The sequence below is a fragment of the Paraburkholderia sp. SSBN10T genome (genome assembly GCF_056619545.1).
Map to the genome: position 1 here is coordinate 179,668 of NZ_JBWQQI010000007.1, position 16,236 is coordinate 195,903.

Here is a 16,236-nt window from a genome sequence, read left to right on the forward strand (position 1 = left end):
TGCGAATTTAATCAGCCCCTTCGCCGCCCAGCAAGGCTGCGCGGGCGTTATGCAAGTCTGCGCAATCTGAATAAAACGTTTCCAGGGCGACCGGCTAAGTGTCTACCCTGGCGTTTCCCGTACGGGCGCTAATTGCGAATTACCGGTATTTCCTGCTGCTCGTTTCAGGGCTGAAACGTTTTTGCATCCTTTTCGCATATCGACGCTTCACCGCCATCCTCACACCCAATCGCATCAACGGATTGCGCCTCATGGCACACGTTTCGCTAAAAGTCTCGCACCAAGGAGACACACCATGCGACTCGCTTTCCGCATCGATCTGCGCCACTTCCAGCCTCACGCCGCACTCTGCGCCGCGTTGCTGCTGGTGGCGCTGCCCCCTGGCGCCAACGCACAGGAACCCGTCACGGCCAGTTCTCCCGATACCGGGTCCGCCACCCTCGCGAGCATGACGCCCGCAGCGGTGACGGCCCCGGATACCGTGGACAGCAATGCAGCCGACCCCGCGAATTCCGCTGCAACCCGCAGCGATCTCGCCGGCGACGCGCTGAGCATTCCCGCCGACGCGGCGGCCGTCAATACGGTGAGCGTCAACGATCTGGTGCTCGACGACCAGGTGCTCTCGCAGCAGCGCGGCGGCTTCAGCGGCATGTTGATGGTGGCCGCCACGCCGCAACTGATGCGCGGTGTCGGCAACGGTGGCAACGGCGTGACGCTGTGGGACGAAATCGCCCCGCCGTCGCAGGTGCCGATCCCCGTCGACGTGGCCCGCTCCGCGCAGAGCAATGTGACGAGCTACCAGCGCAATTAGGTGCACGACGCGCTCGCTGCCAGCCGCACCGGCCGCCCGAGCGTCCCGATGTCCGTCCACCAGCAAGGAACCGAGATGACCGCCTCAACCCAGATGCTGCGCCGCACGTTCACCCGCGGCACACGCAGTCCCCGCACCGCCGCGCTCGGCGTGCTGCTGAGCGTGCTTGCCGCCGGCGCCGCCGCGCAGGTTGCGGCACAGGAGGTCAGCCAGCCGGGCAACCTGATCATCGAGCGCGACGTCACGCCGCGTGACGCCTTCGTGCCGGTTCCGAAGAGCGCGGACCCGATCAGCGTGCAGGTCGAAACCTTCCCCGCTGCGACGTTCAATGCGGCGCTCGGCGCGATGGCGAGCGATCTCGACCTGAACGGCGCGCACGGCACCGCCGGCGTCGCGGGCAACGGCGCGCTGCCGGGCGTGACGGGCGTCAACGGGGTGGGCGGCGTGGAGCATCTGCTGGCCGGCAACGGCAGCGGCGCCCCGGTCGGCGCGGCCGCCGGCCTCGGTGGCGCGGGCGGCATCGGCGGCTCGATCGCTCAATCGGTCAACGGCGCACTCGCCCCGCTCGGCGCGGCGATGGGAGCGCTGAAATGACAACCTCGCACACACAGGCCACGCACATCATGCCGTCACGTCTGCCTCTACGCCGTTCCTTGATCGCCCTCGCCTGGCTCGGCTGCGCGAGCCTCTCGGCTCAAGCGCTGGCGCAAACGCCGCCCGCCCAGGTCGAGGTGCAGTCGCTGATCGGCGCCGGTGTGGCGAACGGTGCGGTTGGGGTCGTCGCGATCAACGAGGCAGCAGGCCTCGACAACGCGCAAACCAATCAGGGCGTGATCTCCAGCGGGCAAGTGCCGCTCAGCCTGATCGGCAGTTCGCAAAGCGCCTCGACGGGCGCGAAGACGAGCGCCGCGCGCAGCGACATCAGTAGCAATGCATTTTCAAACACCTCTGGCCTTATCGAAGTGAATCAGTCGGCGGGTGTAGGGAATCTTCAGCGGAACAGCGCCGTGATCGGTTCTGCTCCGGTTGAAGGGGAGATCGTAGCGGATGGGGTGCTATCCGCTACGACCGCCAAAAACAGCGGCTTAGGCAATTCTGCTCAAAACCACAGCGCACGCGAAGTGTCCATCGGTTCGGACGCGCTCAAGAGCGTCAGTGGGATCGTCCAGATCAACCAGACCGCTGGCACGGGCAATGTCAGTTCAAACAGTTTTGTGCTCCGTCCCCCGGCGGGCACCTTTTTTTAACGAGCCACACTCTTTATCGGAGCGTCATCATGAAGCGCACTATCATTGCAGCGGCCGTTCTTTCGACGCTGGCAGCCAGTTCGGCCTACGCGGAATGCACGGCCGGTTGCGATCCGGCTGAGCTCTTTACGGCAACGAACATCTACACCGACATTGGCGAATTCGGCTTCATCAAGCTGCGCGGCAAGGTCGACGTGTCGAGCAGCTCGGGCGCCACGGTCAACAACACGCAGAACGTGGACATCGGCGGCGTTGACATGAAGACGCCGCCGCAGACCTACACCAGCGGCAAGGTGACCACCACCACCAACGCCACCAACGCCTGGTTCAACGGCAGCGGCGGCGGCTCGAACTACGCGGTGCACGGGTCGTTCGCCGCGGGCCAGTTTGCTGAAGGCTCGCAAGAGCAATCGGCTGCAGCTTACGCACAAGGCCAGAGCTTCAGCGAAAGCAGCGGATTCAAGCAAGGCTATCAAGCGTCTGTCAAAGGTGGCAACTACCTCAACACCCACAACAGCGCCAACGGCTATCTGGCAGCCGGCTTTATCGCCGGCATCGGCGGCGGCAATGGCGTGATCTTCGGTGGTGTGGCCGCGGGCTTCGCCGCTGCGCTGAACACGCACTCCTCGGCCAACTACGGCGCCTACTTCGCCGAACAGTCTTCCGGCCACCAGGCCGCCTGGGGACAGGAACATTCGTCCGGCTACTTCGCACAAGCGGCGGAACAAAGCGCTTCCGGCTACTACGAGGGCAGCCAGGTCTCCGGCAGTTCCAACGCATGGGGATGGAACGCGCATAACCACATCAGCGAAGGCTATGTCAACGTCTCCGGCAGCGTGACGCTGCACATCAACACCGAAACGCCGACGGAAATGTCGGCCGGCATCGGTGACGGTGCGCTGGGCCTCGCGAACGGCAACATCGGCGTCAACGTCGCCTCCGGCGTGGACAACGCGCAGTCCAACGACGCTGCACTGTCGAACATGGATGTGGGCCCGGTATTCGGCACGGCGCAGATCTACTCGACCCAGTCCTCCAGCGGCAAGGCGAAGGTGGGCGACTTCAACTTCGTCTCGGCCGTCGGCAACGGCGCGCTGGCAGGCGCCACCGGCAACATCGGCGTGAACGTGGCAACGGGTGTCGGCAACGTGCAGAACAACAGCCTCGCTGCCTCCGCCACGACCACGAGCGGCGGCGATTCGGGCTGGAGGCATGGTGGCTCTACCGGCGGCGAAGTGATCGCCAGCGACCAGAACTGCCAGACCGCAGACGCTATGGTGAACGGTGAATTTACCGGCTCGGCATCACTCGGCGCCGGCGCTCTCGCCAACGCAAGCGGCAACATCGGCGTGAACATCGCGTCGGGGGTGGGCAACCTGCAACACAATGGCCTCGCAGTCGCCAGCGTGTCGCATCAGTAAATAGAGCAGCAACGCAGGAAGACACCGGTCGGCCTTCGGGCTGACCGTCTGTCTCCGCAGGGGGAAGACCATGTTCGGGGTGAGCAGGGTAACGCTTGGATTTTTGCTGGCGCTGGGGGCGGGGCTCTTCCTGTCGCAGACGGGACAGGCCCAGAGTGCGCTCAACATGTATGCCGCGGCGGGTGTGCCTTTCGACCTTAAGGTGCACTCGGTCCGCGAGCTGCGCTACAACAACATCGTCTCGCAGCGCTACGACTATAGCTGCGGGTCGGCCGCGCTCGCGACGCTGCTGAAGTACGGCTACGGCATCGACATTCCCGAAACCGAAATGATCCGCCGCATGATGGTGTTCTCGACACCGGAAGTGGTGGTGAAAAACGGCTTCTCGATGCTCGACATGAAGAAGTTCGTCGAGACGCTCGGCCTGCGCGGCCGCGGCTTCCGGGTCGCCCCCGAAGCGCTCTACCACCTGCAGATTCCCGTGCTCGTGCTGATGAACAGCGACGGCTACGAACACTTCGTGATCGTCAAGCACGCGGAAAACGGCCGCATCTTCGTGGCCGACCCCGCACTGGGCAACCGCATCGTCATGGAAAACGACTTCGACGCGAAGTGGAACGGTCTCGTGTTCGCGGTCGTCGGCAAGCCATTCCTGGAGGATTCTCCGCTCTTGCAAGGCAACGAGTCGCTGGCGCTCAAGCTGCGTGAACGTGCGCTGGAAAACGGTACGGCAGTGACTCCCTTTGTTGAATACGGTTTGATCAAGGCAGAGTTGTTCTGACTCATCATGGATCGAAACTTTCTCACCGTCGGCTGCGCGTTATGTTTCGCGACGTGCAGCCTTGCCACGGTCGCGCGCGCTGCCGAACCGACCTCCTCTATCTTTGAAGACGTCGCCGCCGTCAAGCTGCAACCGGTCGACGACGACGTCCTCGCATCGCAAAGCGGCAAAGGTCTTGCCGGCAACATCATTTCCGGCGTTGTCGTCAACCTGCTGTCGCAATGGAACCAGCCGAACGGCACCACCGCCGTCGCCCAGGGAGCGCTCGCCATCGTCACCAACACGCTCAACCAGGTGAGCGTGCAATTGAGTTCGTCGGCCGCCGTGGTCGGTCCGAACACGGCCGGCGGCAGCGGCGCCAATCCGAACGCCAGCGCCACAGGCGGCCAGAACGCCAGCGTCAACGGCGTATCGCAGATCACCCAGGTGGCCGGCAACGGCAACACCGGCACCAACCAGGCGGTGATCGATTTCAACGCGCCGACGAGCAGCCTGTCGGGCGGCACATACAACAACGAAACGAGCGCCTCCGCCAGCAACGCGACGGGTTCCGTCAAAGCCGGCGTCACGTTCGGCAACGGCGGCATTTCGATCGCGCTGCAAACGCCGGCGGGCCTCGCCACCCAAACCATCGTGCCCGGTTCTTCACAGCAGGCCAGCACGATCGCCCAACTATTACAGATTGCAGGCAACAACCAGCAAGTCGCCAACGCGTTGCAACTGAATTTGCAGACGCACCAGATGTCGGCCTCGATGCTCCGCCAGCTAGGCGTATTACAAGCCCTGCAAAACACCGCAAGGAGATAACACGGGCCGCCACCCGCAGAAAGAGAAGGAAAACGAAGTATCGAAAGCAGCCGCGCGACGCACAAGGAGACATGCGACACGCGGTCAGAATACCGGGGGAAACAAAATGAACAGATTCTCAACGACCGGGGCGCCGCGCGTGATGTTAGCGGCCATCCCTGCTGCAGTGATGCTGTTTGCACTTTCACAGGGGGCCAGCGCCCAGGCGCTCGCGGATCAATCGCTTGAAGACCGGCTGAACACGCTGATGCGCGTGGTCGACCAGCAGCAGAAACAGATCAACTCGCTCGAACGACAAGTTACCAACCTCGAAATGTCGCAACGCGGCAAGGGTGCGCCGGGCTACGGCGCACCGGCCGACAGCGGCACGGTTGCCGAGCAGCCCGGCGCCGATGGCCTGCCGGTGCCGCTGCCGCCGCTCGCCCAGGTGAACCCCGGGACTCCCGCGCCGGGCAGCGGCACGGGCACCGCGACCGGCGTGCCCGTCAATCCGCCGGCGCCGGACAACAGCACGGCCGGCGGCCTGCCGGCGGCCACCGACGGTTCGGGCGCCGTCGGGCAAACCCAGAAAGCGGCGCAGCCGGTGCGCACGCAATCGGAAGATGCCGTGGTGCAGAGCCAGCAGCACACGCCGCTGTTCAACCACAAGCTGACCTTCGACTGGGGCATCAGCGATACCTACTACGATCGCCGCCAGTTGCAACTGTCGGGCTTCCTCGCGCTCGACGCGATTTTCCTCGGCAACATCAACCTGGGCGAGACCAAGTCGCACCAGGTGATGGCGGACCTCGACACGCGCTACGGCATCACCGACCGCCTGAGCGTCGACGTGGACGTGCCGTATGTCTACCGGCACAGCAGCTTCATCGTCGGCGGCGCAGGCGGTGCGGCGAGCCAGTTGTCGGACGCCTCGGCGAATTCGAGCGATATCGGCGACGTCAACTTCGGGCTGTACTACGAGTTCCTGAAGGAAACCAACAACCTGCCGGACCTCGTCGGCAGCCTGCGCATCAAGACGCCGACCGGTTCGTCGCCGTTCGGCATCAAGCTGCAGCAGGTCGACGCGAACAACACCAACCTCGTCGCCCCGGACAAGCTGCCCACCGGCACCGGTTTCTGGAACATCACCGCGGGTCTCTCGGCGTTGAAGACCTACGACCCGGTCGTGCTGTTCGGCAGCATCTCGTACACCTACAACATTGCGCGTTCGTTCTCGGATATCTCGTCGGTGGTCGGCCAGACCGAACCGGCGACGGTCAAGATCGGCGACGTCGTGCAGTTCGGCGGCGGCGCCGCGCTTGCGTTCTCAGACAAGGACTCGGCGAGCGTGTCCTACACGATGGCGCTGGAACCGGAATCGCAGACGAAAGCGCCGGGCGGCACCTATTCGAAGGTCCCGGGCAGCGAAACCACTGCTGCCGCGCTGACCTTCGGCCTGAATCACGTAGTGAACAAGCACCTGACGATCAACGGTTCGGTGTCGGTCGGCCTCACGCCCGACACGCCGAACTTCGTGGTCGGCGTGCGCTTTCCCTACACCTTCTGACGTGCTAACGATACGAGGTTGATCGTGCGCGAATCACCCCATCTGTCTAGTGTTACGCCGCCCTCAGGCACGCACCTGTCGTTGGCCCGGCCGCAGGAACTTGCCGTGGCGCGAGCGCAGGAGCTGCCCGTGGTGCGTCCGCAGGAAGTCGCTCTGGCACGCCCGGCAGAGTTCCTTGCAGCGCATCCCGAGGATGCCCTGGCGGGACGGACGCAAGACCCGTCCGCCGGCGCCCGGCCGGCGCCCGGCACGCCGCATGCGCAGACTGAAAGGATCCTGCTGTACGTCGCACGCACTCCGGATGAGGCGCTCTGCGCACATCTGAAGAGCCGCGGCTGGAACGTGCTGATCGCGCGCTCGGCGCATGAGGTCGGGCGTCTGCTCAAACCCGATATGGTGTGCGCGGGCGTCGTCGATCTGGCGAGCTTCGCGCTGCGCGACCTGGGCGGCCTCGAAGCGGGACTGCGGCAGCAGCAGATCGGCTGGATCGCGCTGTCCACTTCCGAGCGCCTGACCGACCCGGAAGTGCGCCGCCTGATCCGCCATTACTGCTTCGACTATGTCAAGATGCCGGTGGCCAACGCCACCATCGACTACCTCGTCAGCCACGCGTTCGGCATGGTCACGCTGTGCGATCCGGACGAGGTCGGCGCCGGCACCGCGCCCAGCGACGAAGACGAGATGGTCGGCACCTGCGAGGCGATGCAGCAACTGTTCCGCACCATCCGCAAGGTCGCCAACACCGATGCGAGCGTGTTCATCTCCGGCGAGTCGGGCACCGGCAAGGAACTCACCGCGCTCGCCATCCATGAACGCTCGCGGCGCCGTAAAGCGCCGTTCATTGCGATCAACTGCGGGGCGATTCCGCATCATCTGCTGCAGTCGGAGCTGTTCGGCTACGAACGCGGCGCGTTCACCGGCGCCAACCAGCGCAAGATCGGCCGGGTCGAAGAGGCCGACGGCGGGACGCTGCTGCTCGATGAAATCGGCGACCTGCCGCTCGAAAGCCAGGCGAGCCTGCTGCGCTTCCTGCAGGAAGGCAAGATCGAACGGCTGGGCGGACGCGAATCGATTCCCATCGACGTGCGGATCATTTCGGCCACTCACATCGATCTCGAGTCCGCGATGCGCGACGGGCGCTTTCGCGCCGACCTGTTCCACCGCCTGTGCGTGCTGCGCGTCGACGAGCCGCCGCTGCGCGCGCGCGGCAAGGACATCGAGATCCTCGCCCATCACATCATGCACAAGTTCAAGACCGACAGCGCACGCAAGATCCGCGGTTTTACGCCATCGGCGATCGAGGCCATGTACAACTACAACTGGCCCGGCAACGTGCGCGAGATGATCAACCGGGTGCGCCGGGCCATCGTGATGGCGGAAAACAAGCTGATCTCAGCGGAGGACCTCGATCTGGCCCACTACACCGCGCAGCAGAGCATGAGCCTCGCGCAGGCCCGCGAGGCCGCGGAGAAGCGCGCCATCGAAGCGGCCCTGCTGCGCCACCGGCACCGCCTGAACGAGGCGGCGGCGGATCTCGGCATCTCGCGCGTGACGCTGTACCGCTTGATGGGCACGCACGGGCTGCGCGAGATGTTCGGCGCCGATGAAGACGGCGTGCACGACGACGAGGCCGGGGCGCGTAAATGACGGTGGGGCGGCGGGGCTCGCGCCCTCGCACCACCCTCGTCTATAGCGTTGTCGCCGGGCCGGCGAAGGCGTCAGGTAGAATCGGAGCGATTACGTTCCCGTGTTCACTCGATGACGACGCTGACCCTGATCGTCGCTCGCGCCCGCAATGGCGTGATCGGCCGCGACAACCAGTTACCCTGGCGCCTGCCCGAAGATCTCGCGTTCTTCAAGCGCACGACGATGGGCGCCCCCATCATCATGGGCCGCAAAACCCATGAGTCGATCGGCCGGCCGCTGCCCGGACGGCGCAATATCGTCGTCACGCGCGATGCGAAGCGCCGCTTTGCCGGCTGCGACACCGCCACCAACCTCGACGACGCGCTGCGGCTCGCGGCCCAGGACCAGGCGCCGGAAGCCTTCCTGATCGGCGGCGCCGAGCTGTACGCAGAGGGCTTGCGCCACGCCGACAAGCTGATCATCACGGAAATTTCGATCGACTTCGAAGGCGATGCATATTTTGCCGCGCTCGATCCGCAGGAATGGGAAGAAGTCGCCCACGAGACGCATCGGGCCCATGCGCCCAACGAGTTCGACTATGCGTTCGTCACGTACCGGCGCACCGCGGCGGCAGCGGGAGAGCGACACCCGCCGGTGTAATCGGGCGCAGGCCGCAGGAATGAAAAACGCCGGGGAAGCATGCTTCCCCGGCGTTTTGGTTTGCGGCGCTGAAACCTGGCTCGCCTAGCTGGCCGGGTCTTAGCCGGCAACTGGCTTTAGCTGGACTTTTACCTGGCTTAGCCGGCTACGTTGGCCTGGCCAGCCTTACTGTCCGGCTATCGTCATCCGCTCGATCAGCACCGAGCCGGTCTGCTTGGTGCCACGCACCAGCGTGTCCGCGCCGATGGCGACGATATGGTGGAACATCTCCTGCAGCGTGCTCGCCACGGTGATTTCCTCGACCGGGTACTGGATCTTGCCGTTCTCCACCCAGAAGCCCGAGGCGCCGCGCGAATAGTCGCCCGTCACGTAGTTGACGCCCTGTCCCATCAGTTCGGTCAGCAGCAAGCCGGTGCCGAGTTTCTTCAGCATCGCCTCGAAATCGTCTTCGGGACGCGTCTTCGAACTCAGCAGCGACAGGTTGTGCGAGCCGCCGGCGTTGCCGGTGGTCTGCATGCCGAGCTTGCGCGCCGAGTAAGTGGACAGGAAATAGCCTTCGACCACCCCGTCCTTCACCACCGAGCGCCGTTTCGTGCGCACGCCTTCTTCGTCGAACGGTGCGCTGCCCATCGCGCGGGCCACGTGCGGGTCTTCGACCACCTGCACGTGCGGCGCGAACACCGGCTTGCCGAGACTGTCGACAAGGAACGAGGTCTTGCGATACAGCGCGCCGCCGCTCACCGCCTGCACGAAAGCGCCAAGCAGGCCCGCGGCCAGCGGCGCTTCGAACAGCACCGGCACCTTGCGGGTGTCGAGGCCGCGCGCGCCGATGCGCGCCAGCGCCCGCTGCGCCGCGTAACGGCCAATCGCTTCCGGGTCGGCCAGCTCCGCCGCGCTGCGTTGCGAGGTGTACCAGTCGTCGCGCTGCATGTTGCGGCCGCTGCCGGCGATCGGCGCGCAGGCCACGTAGTGGCGCGAATACGGATAGCCGGCGAGGAAGCCGCGCGAAGTGGCCAACACGAACTGCGAATGCTGCGCCGAGACGCTCGCGCCTTCCGAATTGCGGATCTGCGGGTCGGTGGCGAACGCGGCATCTTCGGCGCGGCGCGCAATCTCGACCGCTTCGTCGGCCGTGAGGTTCCACGGATGATACAAATCGAGGTCGCGCGGCGCGGTTTCGAGCAGTTCGGTTTCCGCAAGGCCCGCGCAGTCGTCTTCCGCCGTAAAGCGGGCGATGTTGTAGGCGGCCGCGACCGTATCCTTCAAGGCCTGCGAAGAAAAGTCCGAGGTGCTCGCGTTGCCGCGCTTGTTGCCGATAAACACCGTCACGCCGACCATCTTGTCGCGGTTGTGTTCGATCGTCTCGACCTCGCCACGCCGCACGGAGACGGACAGGCCGTCGCCTTCGGAGATTTCAGTCGCCGCGTCGGTGCCGCCGAGCGACTTTGCGTGACGCAGGATGTCCGAGGCGATTTCCTTCAGTTCATCCTGGGTATGCGGGAAAAAGCGCTGTCTGACGTCCATGTCTGCTGCCATATTCGTTGCCGTCCTGTTCGGGGCCGGGAGCGGCCCTCCGGTGTGTTCTCAAGTACGTCGCTACGTATCCCGCGATCATAGCAAGGTCCGCGCCGCCGCACCTGGCATTCGCTGAGGTGCAGCGGGGTTGGCGCGGCGCCGGCATGGCACGCCGCAGCCGCCGCGAGCACGGGATTCATGGGTCCGGCACGCTACAATAACGGTATGACACGTAAAACCCGCATTCAACCGATGGAACCCGCCGCCGAGCCAGAAATCGACGAGAACGGGTATGACCGTCCCAGCAAGTCCCAGCTCAAGCGCGAAATGCACGCGCTGCAGGAGCTGGGCGAGGCGCTGATCGCGCTGCCGAAAGACGCCTTGAAGCGCATGCCGATGCCCGAAAAGCTCGACGATGCCGTGCGCGAGGCCCGCCGCATCACCGATCACGAGGGCAAACGCCGTCAGGTCCAGTACGTGGGCCGCGTCATGCGCTCGCTGCACGAGGACGAGACGGCTGCGCTGCGCACCGCGCTGGATTCGTACAACGGCATCAACAAGGCCGAAACGGCGCGCATGCACTGGATCGAGCGCACCCGCGAAAAACTGCTCGCCGACGACGCCGCGCTGACCGAATTCATCCGCCAGCACCCGGCAGCCGACCCGCAGACAGGCCGCACGCTGATCCGCAACGCCCGCAAGGAGGCGCAGCAAAGCAAGCCGCCGCGCTATTTCCGCGAGCTGTTCCAGTGGATCAAGAACGCCGACGGCCCGGCAGCGGCCACGGACGACGCGCACGACGCCCCGGAAGACGACGATGACGAAGATCGCGCGTAGCCATTCTGACGAGCTCGTGATCGGGCTGGTCTCGATCAGCGACCGGGCCAGCACCGGCGTCTACGAGGACAAAGGAATTCCGGCCCTGCAGGAATGGCTGGGCGCGGCGCTGCGTTCGCCGTGGCAGGCCGTGACCCGGCTGATTCAGGACGACGTGCCGACGATCTCCGCGGCGCTGATCGAACTGGTGGACGAGGCCGGCTGCGATCTGGTGCTGACCACGGGCGGCACCGGGCCGGCGCGCCGCGACGTGACGCCGGAGGCGACCCTCGCAGTGGGCAGCAAGGAAATGCCGGGGTTCGGCGAGCAGATGCGGCAGATCAGCCTGAATTTCGTGCCGACGGCCATTTTGTCGCGCCAGGTGGCGGTGATCCGCGAAACACCCGTGCATGCGGCGCTGATCGTGAATCTGCCCGGTCAGCCCAAATCGATTCGGGAAACGCTGGAAGGCTTGCGCGACGAGGCGGGTGCAGTCAAGGTACCGGGCATTTTCGCCGCGGTGCCGTACTGTATCGATCTGATCGGCGGTCCGTACATGGAAACGAACGACGCCGTGGTGAAGGCGTTCCGGCCCAAGAACGCGCTGCGTGCGCCGCGTCAGGACTGAGCGGCGCGGTTCTTCTTAGGCTTCGGTGACCGGCGCGCTGGCCGCCGGGATCAGGAAGTGCTCACGGTAGTACTTGAGCTCATCGATCGATTCGTGAATGTCGGCCAGCGCCGTATGCATCGCGCGCTTCTGGAAGCCCTTGTACACGGCCGGCTGCCAGCGGCGGCACAATTCCTTCAGGGTGCTCACGTCGAGATTGCGGTAATGGAAGAAGCGTTCCAGATCCGGCATCCAGCGCGCCATGAAACGGCGGTCCTGGCAAATGGAGTTGCCGCACATCGGCGACTTGCCCGGCGCCACGTACTGGCCGAGGAACTCGCGGATCTGCTCGGTGGCGTCCGCTTCGCTGACAGTCGAGGCACGCACCCGCTCGATCAACCCCGAACGGCCGTGGGTGTTCTGGTTCCACTGATCCATCTTGGCGAGCGTTTCGTCGCTCTGATGAATAGCCAGCACCGGCCCTTCGACCACCTTGTCGAGCGTGGAATTGGTCACGACCACCGCGATCTCGATGATGCGGTCGGTATCGGGCTCGAGCCCGGTCATTTCCATGTCCAGCCAGATCAGGTTCATGTCGCTGCGCACGAGCGACGGCTCGTCAGCGGATTCGAGGATGTCAGTCATAAGGCAGCCTTGGGTGAAGCGCCGCGCGGCCCGGCAGGACGCGCCTTGGCGCCGTTGAAACAGTTCGTTTGAGCATCGCCCCGCCAGCCGGCGGGAAGAAACATATAATTCTCGCATAGATACCACGGATTCCCCGGATGCCTACCCTGTACTTCTCCGTTCTGTTCGCGATCGCCGTAGTGGCGATGGTCGGCACCAAGCTCTGGCTCGCGTCGCGGCAAATCCGCTTCGTCGCGGCCCATCGTGGGCAGGTGCCGGGCCAGTTCGCGGCCACGATCGCGCTCACGGCGCACCAGCGCGCCGCCGACTACACGATCGAACGCACCCGGCTGACGATGCTCGAGATTGTCGTCAGCGCAGCCGTGCTGATCGGGCTCACCTTGCTGGGCGGCGTACAGGCGCTCGACCTGGCGATTTCCGACTGGCTCGGCCGCGGCTACCTCGGCCAGATCGCCTTGATCGCGGCGGTGGTTGCGATCACCGGCGTAGTGGACCTGCCGTTCGACTACTACCGGCAGTTCGTGATCGAAGAGCGCTTTGGCTTTAACCGCATGGGCAAGGGCATCTTCTTCGCCGACCGCATCAAGGGCCTGTTGATCGGCGCAGCCTTCGGCCTGCCGCTGCTGTTCGTCGTGCTGTGGCTGATGAACCAGGCGGGCAGCCTGTGGTGGCTGTGGACGTGGGTCGTGTGGGTGGTGTTCCAGTTGCTGGTGCTGGTGCTGTATCCGTCGTTCATCGCGCCGCTCTTCAACAAGTTCGAGCCGCTCAAGGACGAAGCACTGAAAAGCCGCATCGAAGCGCTGATGAAGCGCTGCGGTTTTGCCGCCAAGGGCCTGTTCGTGATGGACGGCAGCCGCCGCTCCGCGCACGGCAATGCATACTTCACCGGCTTCGGCGCGGCCAAGCGCATCGTCTTCTTCGACACGCTGCTCGCGCGTCTGTCGGGCAGCGAGATCGAAGCCGTGCTCGCCCACGAACTCGGCCACTTCAAGCGCCGCCATGTCATCAAACGGATGATCGTGATTTTCGCCATCAGCCTCGTGATGCTCGCGCTGCTCGGCTGGCTCATGCAGTGCGTCTGGTTCTACGAGGGGCTCGGCGTGCGGCCGTCGCTGCTGGGCGGCAACAGCGGGCTCGCGCTGGTGCTGTTCTTCCTCGCGCTGCCGGTGTTCCTGTTCTTCGTCACGCCGCTTGGCAGCCTCAGCTCGCGCAAGCACGAATTCGAAGCCGACGCGTTCGCCGCCACCCAGACCGATGCGCAGGATCTGGTCAACGCGCTTGTCAAGCTGTACGAGGACAACGCCTCGACCCTCACCCCCGACCCGCTCTACACCGCGTTCTATTATTCGCATCCGCCGGCGTCGCAACGGATCGACCGCCTGCTGCGGCACGCATGAGCGCGCGCTCCCCGAAAGCGGCGCGCGCGCCGTCCGGCACGCGCGTGGGCGGCCTCGTCATTGCGGCTCATGGGCGTCACTACCTGGTCGCACCGGAAGACGGCGGGGCCATGCTGCAGTGCTTCCCGCGCGGCAAGCGCAGCGAAGTGGCGGTCGGCGATCGCGTGATCTACGAACCGACCTCGGCCGACCAGGGTGTGATCGTCGAGATCGGCGAACGGCGCAACCTGCTGTATCGCTCCGACCAGTACAAATCGAAGCTGTTCGCGGCGAATCTCGATCAGTTGCTGATCGTGCTCGCCACCGAACCGCACTTCAGCGAGGATCTGCTCGGCCGCGCACTGGTGGCTGCCGAGGAGAACGAGCTGAAGCCGCTGATCGTGCTGAACAAGACCGATGTCACCGCCGCGCTACCGGCCGCCCGAGAGCGGCTCGCGCGCTATCAGGCGCTCGGCTATAGCGTGGTCGAACTGTCGATCAAGACTCAGCCTGAGGCCGCACGGGCCGCGCTCGATGAACATCTGCGCGGCCATGCGACGCTGCTGCTTGGCCAGTCGGGGATGGGCAAGTCGACGCTGGTCAATCTGGTGGTGCCGAACGCCGAGGTGGCGACGCGCGAGATTTCGACCGCTCTGAATAGCGGACGCCATACGACGACGTTCACGCGCCTGTATCCGCTGTCCGACGGCGGCGCACTGATCGATTCGCCGGGGTTTCAGGAATTCGGCCTGCACCATCTGACCGAAGGCAAGCTCGAACGCGCGTTCCCCGAGTTCCGGCCGCTGCTGCCGAATTGCCGCTTCTACAACTGCCATCATCTGCAGGAACCGGGATGTGCGATTCTCGAAGCGGTCGCCGACGGGCGCATAGCGCCGGCACGGCACGCGCTCTATGCACAACTGGTTCACGAGGCGAGCCAGATCGTTCGCTGAGCGTCGCAGCTCGCTTAACTCGTCATCTTCCGCCTCATCCCGCCACCACGGATCTCCAGCCATGATGAAACTGATGCGCGCGCCGAATCTGCTGATCGGACAGCATTGGATCAATGTGCTGGCGACGGCGGGGATTGCGTGCGAGCTGCATAACCGCTACCTGAACGGCGCGCTTGGGGAGATTCCGGCGGATCAGTGTGCGCCTGAACTGTGGCTGGTCGACGAACGCGACGAGGCCATGGCGCGCAAGCTGATCGAGGTGGCCGCGGAGGGGCCCGGCGCGGGCGCGCCGTCCTGGCGTTGCAGCCAGTGCGGCGAGACGCTCGAGGCTCAATTCACGGTGTGCTGGCAGTGTGGAACGGCACGCGATCCACTTGACGGTTAAGGCCGCAGACGAAGCTAACGGCGCTCCGTCTCCGCGCTGCGCCTCCGTTGCGGCAGCCGCTTATCCACGCGCGTCAGGAGACCCAGACCGCGATCGTCAGCATCAGCAGCAGAATCATCCACAGGATCACAGCGCGCCATACGAGGCCCACGGCCGATTGCAGCGTGCGCGGCGTGCAGTCGTCACCGACCGGCAGTGCGTCGCCGTCGCCGGTAGCCAGCGCGTCGAGGCTCGACGGCTCCGCGAGCGGGCCACTCAGGCGCGCACCCAACGCGCCGCTGCCGGCCGCGAGCAACACGCCGTCATTGGCATCGGGCCATTGGCGCGCATGGTTGCGCCACGCATAGATGGCATCTTCGAAATTGCCGACAATCGCGAACCCCAACGAGGTGAGCCGCGCCGGCACCCAGTCGATCACGAAGAACGCGCGTTGCGCGAAGCTCGAAAACGCCGCGGTGCGGTCATCCGCTGGACGCGACCAGGCCCGCGCCAGATACTCCGCAATTCGGTACAGGACCGCGCCCGCCGGCCCGACCGGCACGAGGAACCAGAAGAACACGCCGAACACATGGCGGTGCGAAGCCACCACCGCATGAATCAGCGTGTGGCGCACGATCTCGCTGACCGGCATGTCGACCGTATCGATGCCGGTCCATTCCGTGAGGATTTCACGCGCGCGCGGCACGTCGTCGTTGTTGAGCGCGAGGTGAATGTCCGTGAAGTAATGGCTGAACTGGCGAAAGCCGAGCGTGAAATACACGATCACCACGTTCCACAGGAACGCCAGCACAAAGTTGATGTGATAGAGCACGTAGTAGACGAGCGCGACGGCCAGCGTCCAGGGCACCACCACCACGAGCCACGCGAGCAGGCCGTGCTTGGGCTTGCCGGCATCGAACCCGTGCGCCGCCGACTCCGCATGATATTGAAGCAACGCAGACACCGGATTATTCGGCGATAGCGCGCGGACCTGTTCAATAATCAGAGCCAGCAATACGGAGAAAAAAGTCATGCGATGCGCCGTGCTATTCGAGTTTTTA

At 64.9% G+C, this 16,236-nt stretch carries 17 protein-coding genes; 14 read left to right on the forward strand and 3 right to left on the reverse strand.

Features of this window, described 5'->3' with window-relative positions; all coding sequences use genetic code 11:
* The first annotated feature begins 295 nt into the window (after positions 1–295).
* The 9 genes from AC1ECK_RS13415 to AC1ECK_RS13455 all read left to right on the forward strand — a co-directional run bounded on the left by AC1ECK_RS13415 (position 296) and on the right by AC1ECK_RS13455 (position 8,899).
* Entirely contained in the window at positions 296–811 is a 516-nt protein-coding gene (locus AC1ECK_RS13415; RefSeq protein WP_480319758.1) for a hypothetical protein, read from the forward strand.
* A 75-nt stretch (positions 812–886) separates the two neighbouring features.
* Positions 887–1,405: a hypothetical protein gene (locus tag AC1ECK_RS13420; protein WP_480319760.1), complete on the forward strand. Its 519-nt coding sequence runs from the start codon at positions 887–889 to the stop codon at positions 1,403–1,405.
* Between the two features lie 29 nt (positions 1,406–1,434).
* Entirely contained in the window at positions 1,435–2,058 is a 624-nt protein-coding gene (locus AC1ECK_RS13425; protein ID WP_480319762.1) for a hypothetical protein, read from the forward strand.
* Between the two features lie 29 nt (positions 2,059–2,087).
* Positions 2,088–3,479 carry a hypothetical protein gene (locus AC1ECK_RS13430; protein ID WP_480319764.1) on the forward strand — a complete coding sequence of 464 codons (1,392 nt, stop codon included), beginning with the start codon at positions 2,088–2,090 and terminating at the stop codon, positions 3,477–3,479.
* Between the two features lie 70 nt (positions 3,480–3,549).
* Complete coding sequence (locus AC1ECK_RS13435) at positions 3,550–4,260, forward strand: C39 family peptidase (protein ID WP_480319766.1); 711 nt, start codon at positions 3,550–3,552, stop codon at positions 4,258–4,260.
* Positions 4,261–4,266: 6 nt separating this feature from the next.
* On the forward strand, positions 4,267–5,067 hold the full coding sequence (locus AC1ECK_RS13440; protein ID WP_480319768.1) for a peptidase C39: 801 nt from the start codon (positions 4,267–4,269) through the stop codon (positions 5,065–5,067).
* Positions 5,068–5,173: 106 nt separating this feature from the next.
* Positions 5,174–6,613, forward strand: coding sequence for a hypothetical protein (locus AC1ECK_RS13445; RefSeq protein WP_480319770.1), 1,440 nt, complete (start codon positions 5,174–5,176; stop codon positions 6,611–6,613).
* A gap of 24 nt (positions 6,614–6,637) precedes the next feature.
* Positions 6,638–8,260, forward strand: a complete 1,623-nt coding sequence (locus tag AC1ECK_RS13450) for a sigma-54 dependent transcriptional regulator (protein ID WP_480319772.1) — start codon at positions 6,638–6,640, stop codon at positions 8,258–8,260.
* A 111-nt stretch (positions 8,261–8,371) separates the two neighbouring features.
* Entirely contained in the window at positions 8,372–8,899 is a 528-nt protein-coding gene (locus AC1ECK_RS13455) for a dihydrofolate reductase (RefSeq protein ID WP_480319777.1), read from the forward strand.
* 165 nt (positions 8,900–9,064) lie between these two features.
* Here AC1ECK_RS13455 and pmbA read toward each other — a convergent pair whose 3' ends face one another.
* Positions 9,065–10,435 carry a metalloprotease PmbA gene (gene pmbA / locus AC1ECK_RS13460; RefSeq protein WP_480319779.1) on the reverse strand — a complete coding sequence of 457 codons (1,371 nt, stop codon included), beginning with the start codon at positions 10,433–10,435 and terminating at the stop codon, positions 9,065–9,067.
* Between the two features lie 204 nt (positions 10,436–10,639).
* Between pmbA and yjgA the strand changes: the two genes are divergently transcribed.
* Both yjgA and mog read left to right on the forward strand, forming a co-directional pair.
* Positions 10,640–11,251: a ribosome biogenesis factor YjgA gene (gene yjgA, locus AC1ECK_RS13465; protein ID WP_480320130.1), complete on the forward strand. Its 612-nt coding sequence runs from the start codon at positions 10,640–10,642 to the stop codon at positions 11,249–11,251.
* Entirely contained in the window at positions 11,232–11,858 is a 627-nt protein-coding gene (gene mog / locus AC1ECK_RS13470) for a molybdopterin adenylyltransferase (RefSeq protein ID WP_480319780.1), read from the forward strand. Before yjgA ends, mog begins: the two co-directional genes overlap by 20 nt.
* A gap of 15 nt (positions 11,859–11,873) precedes the next feature.
* Here mog and orn read toward each other — a convergent pair whose 3' ends face one another.
* On the reverse strand, positions 11,874–12,482 hold the full coding sequence (orn, locus tag AC1ECK_RS13475; RefSeq protein ID WP_480319782.1) for an oligoribonuclease: 609 nt from the start codon (positions 12,480–12,482) through the stop codon (positions 11,874–11,876).
* A gap of 137 nt (positions 12,483–12,619) precedes the next feature.
* Here orn and AC1ECK_RS13480 point away from each other — a divergent pair, with 137 nt between their 5' ends.
* The 3 genes from AC1ECK_RS13480 to AC1ECK_RS13490 all read left to right on the forward strand — a co-directional run bounded on the left by AC1ECK_RS13480 (position 12,620) and on the right by AC1ECK_RS13490 (position 15,196).
* Positions 12,620–13,879 (forward strand): M48 family metallopeptidase, encoded by a 1,260-nt coding sequence (locus AC1ECK_RS13480; protein WP_480319784.1) that lies wholly within the window; start codon positions 12,620–12,622, stop codon positions 13,877–13,879.
* Positions 13,876–14,811, forward strand: a complete 936-nt coding sequence (gene rsgA / locus AC1ECK_RS13485; RefSeq protein WP_480319786.1) for a ribosome small subunit-dependent GTPase A — start codon at positions 13,876–13,878, stop codon at positions 14,809–14,811. Before AC1ECK_RS13480 ends, rsgA begins: the two co-directional genes overlap by 4 nt.
* Before the next feature lie 64 nt (positions 14,812–14,875).
* The gene (locus AC1ECK_RS13490; protein ID WP_480320132.1) at positions 14,876–15,196 is read left to right on the forward strand and encodes a putative signal transducing protein; all 321 of its coding nucleotides are present in this window, start codon (positions 14,876–14,878) and stop codon (positions 15,194–15,196) included.
* A gap of 73 nt (positions 15,197–15,269) precedes the next feature.
* Here AC1ECK_RS13490 and AC1ECK_RS13495 read toward each other — a convergent pair whose 3' ends face one another.
* On the reverse strand, positions 15,270–16,208 hold the full coding sequence (locus AC1ECK_RS13495; RefSeq protein WP_480319788.1) for a CobD/CbiB family protein: 939 nt from the start codon (positions 16,206–16,208) through the stop codon (positions 15,270–15,272).
* Between the last annotated feature and the right edge of the window lie 28 nt (positions 16,209–16,236).

Excerpts from the sequence above, each read along its gene's own strand:
- AC1ECK_RS13415 (WP_480319758.1), top strand. The coding sequence starts at position 296 with ATGCGACTCGCTTTCCGCATCGATCTGCGCCACTTCCAGCCTCACGCC.
- mog (WP_480319780.1), top strand. The coding sequence starts at position 11,232 with ATGACGAAGATCGCGCGTAGCCATTCTGACGAGCTCGTGATCGGGCTG.
- pmbA (WP_480319779.1), bottom strand. The coding sequence starts at position 10,435 with ATGGCAGCAGACATGGACGTCAGACAGCGCTTTTTCCCGCATACCCAG.
- AC1ECK_RS13435 (WP_480319766.1), top strand. The coding sequence starts at position 3,550 with ATGTTCGGGGTGAGCAGGGTAACGCTTGGATTTTTGCTGGCGCTGGGG.
- AC1ECK_RS13430 (WP_480319764.1), top strand. The coding sequence starts at position 2,088 with ATGAAGCGCACTATCATTGCAGCGGCCGTTCTTTCGACGCTGGCAGCC.
- AC1ECK_RS13480 (WP_480319784.1), top strand. The coding sequence starts at position 12,620 with ATGCCTACCCTGTACTTCTCCGTTCTGTTCGCGATCGCCGTAGTGGCG.
- AC1ECK_RS13425 (WP_480319762.1), top strand. The coding sequence starts at position 1,435 with ATGCCGTCACGTCTGCCTCTACGCCGTTCCTTGATCGCCCTCGCCTGG.
- rsgA (WP_480319786.1), top strand. The coding sequence starts at position 13,876 with ATGAGCGCGCGCTCCCCGAAAGCGGCGCGCGCGCCGTCCGGCACGCGC.
- AC1ECK_RS13455 (WP_480319777.1), top strand. The coding sequence starts at position 8,372 with ATGACGACGCTGACCCTGATCGTCGCTCGCGCCCGCAATGGCGTGATC.
- AC1ECK_RS13490 (WP_480320132.1), top strand. The coding sequence starts at position 14,876 with ATGAAACTGATGCGCGCGCCGAATCTGCTGATCGGACAGCATTGGATC.
- orn (WP_480319782.1), bottom strand. The coding sequence starts at position 12,482 with ATGACTGACATCCTCGAATCCGCTGACGAGCCGTCGCTCGTGCGCAGC.
- AC1ECK_RS13495 (WP_480319788.1), bottom strand. The coding sequence starts at position 16,208 with ATGACTTTTTTCTCCGTATTGCTGGCTCTGATTATTGAACAGGTCCGC.
- AC1ECK_RS13445 (WP_480319770.1), top strand. The coding sequence starts at position 5,174 with ATGAACAGATTCTCAACGACCGGGGCGCCGCGCGTGATGTTAGCGGCC.
- AC1ECK_RS13420 (WP_480319760.1), top strand. The coding sequence starts at position 887 with ATGACCGCCTCAACCCAGATGCTGCGCCGCACGTTCACCCGCGGCACA.
- AC1ECK_RS13440 (WP_480319768.1), top strand. The coding sequence starts at position 4,267 with ATGGATCGAAACTTTCTCACCGTCGGCTGCGCGTTATGTTTCGCGACG.
- yjgA (WP_480320130.1), top strand. The coding sequence starts at position 10,640 with ATGACACGTAAAACCCGCATTCAACCGATGGAACCCGCCGCCGAGCCA.